General features: G+C 64.9%; 2 protein-coding genes. Both read right to left on the bottom strand.

The genetic code is table 11. The features are described 5' to 3' along the window. Positions 1–131: 131 nt before the first annotated feature. Positions 132–320, bottom strand: a complete 189-nt coding sequence (locus tag EN884_RS29360; RefSeq protein WP_013531032.1) for a DUF2065 domain-containing protein — start codon at positions 318–320, stop codon at positions 132–134. Positions 321–326: 6 nt separating this feature from the next. Further along, the coding region (locus EN884_RS29355) for a protease modulator HflC (RefSeq protein WP_164895224.1) at positions 327–943 on the bottom strand (617 nt) is incomplete at its 5' end.

Here is a 943-nt window from a genome sequence, read left to right as displayed (position 1 = left end):
TCATCGAGAAGCCTCCCGGTATTCTTGAAAAGAAAAGCGCTTCGACGAAAACGCCGCGTCACGCCATGTTGGCAAAAAATACGGCACGTTTGCGGCTATGACTATCGGCAGAGGATAAATCATCGCCGCCCTCATGCGCCTCGTACCAGCCAGACGATGCCGACGCCGATCGCGATCGCCGCCAGCCCGGCAATCCGCAGCGCGTTCTCGGGCAGCGACAGCACTTCGGTGGCAAGCTTCCTGGCCAGGCCGGGAAAGCCGCCATAGACCAGACCCTCTATGACGAGGACGAGGCCCATGGCGGCAAGAAAATCCTGCACCGGCCGCTACTGGCCGGTGCTGGGCTGTGCCGCCGGCGCGGCGGGTGCCGTCGCCGGAGCGTTTGGCGCAGGCGAAGCCGGCTTTGCCGATCCCTCGCTGCCGTCGGGATTGCGGAAGAAGCGGAAGAACTCCGAGTTCGGCGACAGCACCATCGTCGTTCCGGTGTTGTCCAGCGCCGTGCCATAGGCATTCATCGACCGGTAGAAGTCGAAGAAAGCCGGATCGCGCTGATAGGCTCCCGCGAAGGTGGCGCTGCGCTGGGCCTCGCCCTCGCCGCGCAGGATTTCCGACTCTTTTTGGGCTTCGGCGACGATCTCGACCACTTCGCGATCGGCGCGGGCGGTGATGCGCTGTGCCGCCTCATTGCCGCGCGCCCTCAGCCGGGCAGCTTCCGCAAGGCGTTCCGCCTTCATGCGGTCGAAGGTCTGCTGCGAGACCTCGGCCGTGAGATCGGTGCGGCGAATGCGGACATCCTCGATCTGCAGGCCGAGCGATGTGGCATCGGGCCTGAGCTGGTCGCGGACCTCGCGCATCATCACGCCGCGCTCTTCGGAGAGTGCTGCCTCGAAATCACGCAGACCATAGACACGGCGCAAGGCAGCGTCGAGACGCGTCCTGAGCC

The organism is Mesorhizobium sp. M7A.F.Ca.AU.001.01.1.1 (assembly GCF_004022735.1).
In the GTDB taxonomy this organism is placed as follows: domain Bacteria; phylum Pseudomonadota; class Alphaproteobacteria; order Rhizobiales; family Rhizobiaceae; genus Mesorhizobium; species Mesorhizobium ciceri.
The sequence above is the reverse complement of the archived record's forward strand: the minus strand, read 5'-3'. Positions and strand labels throughout refer to the sequence as shown.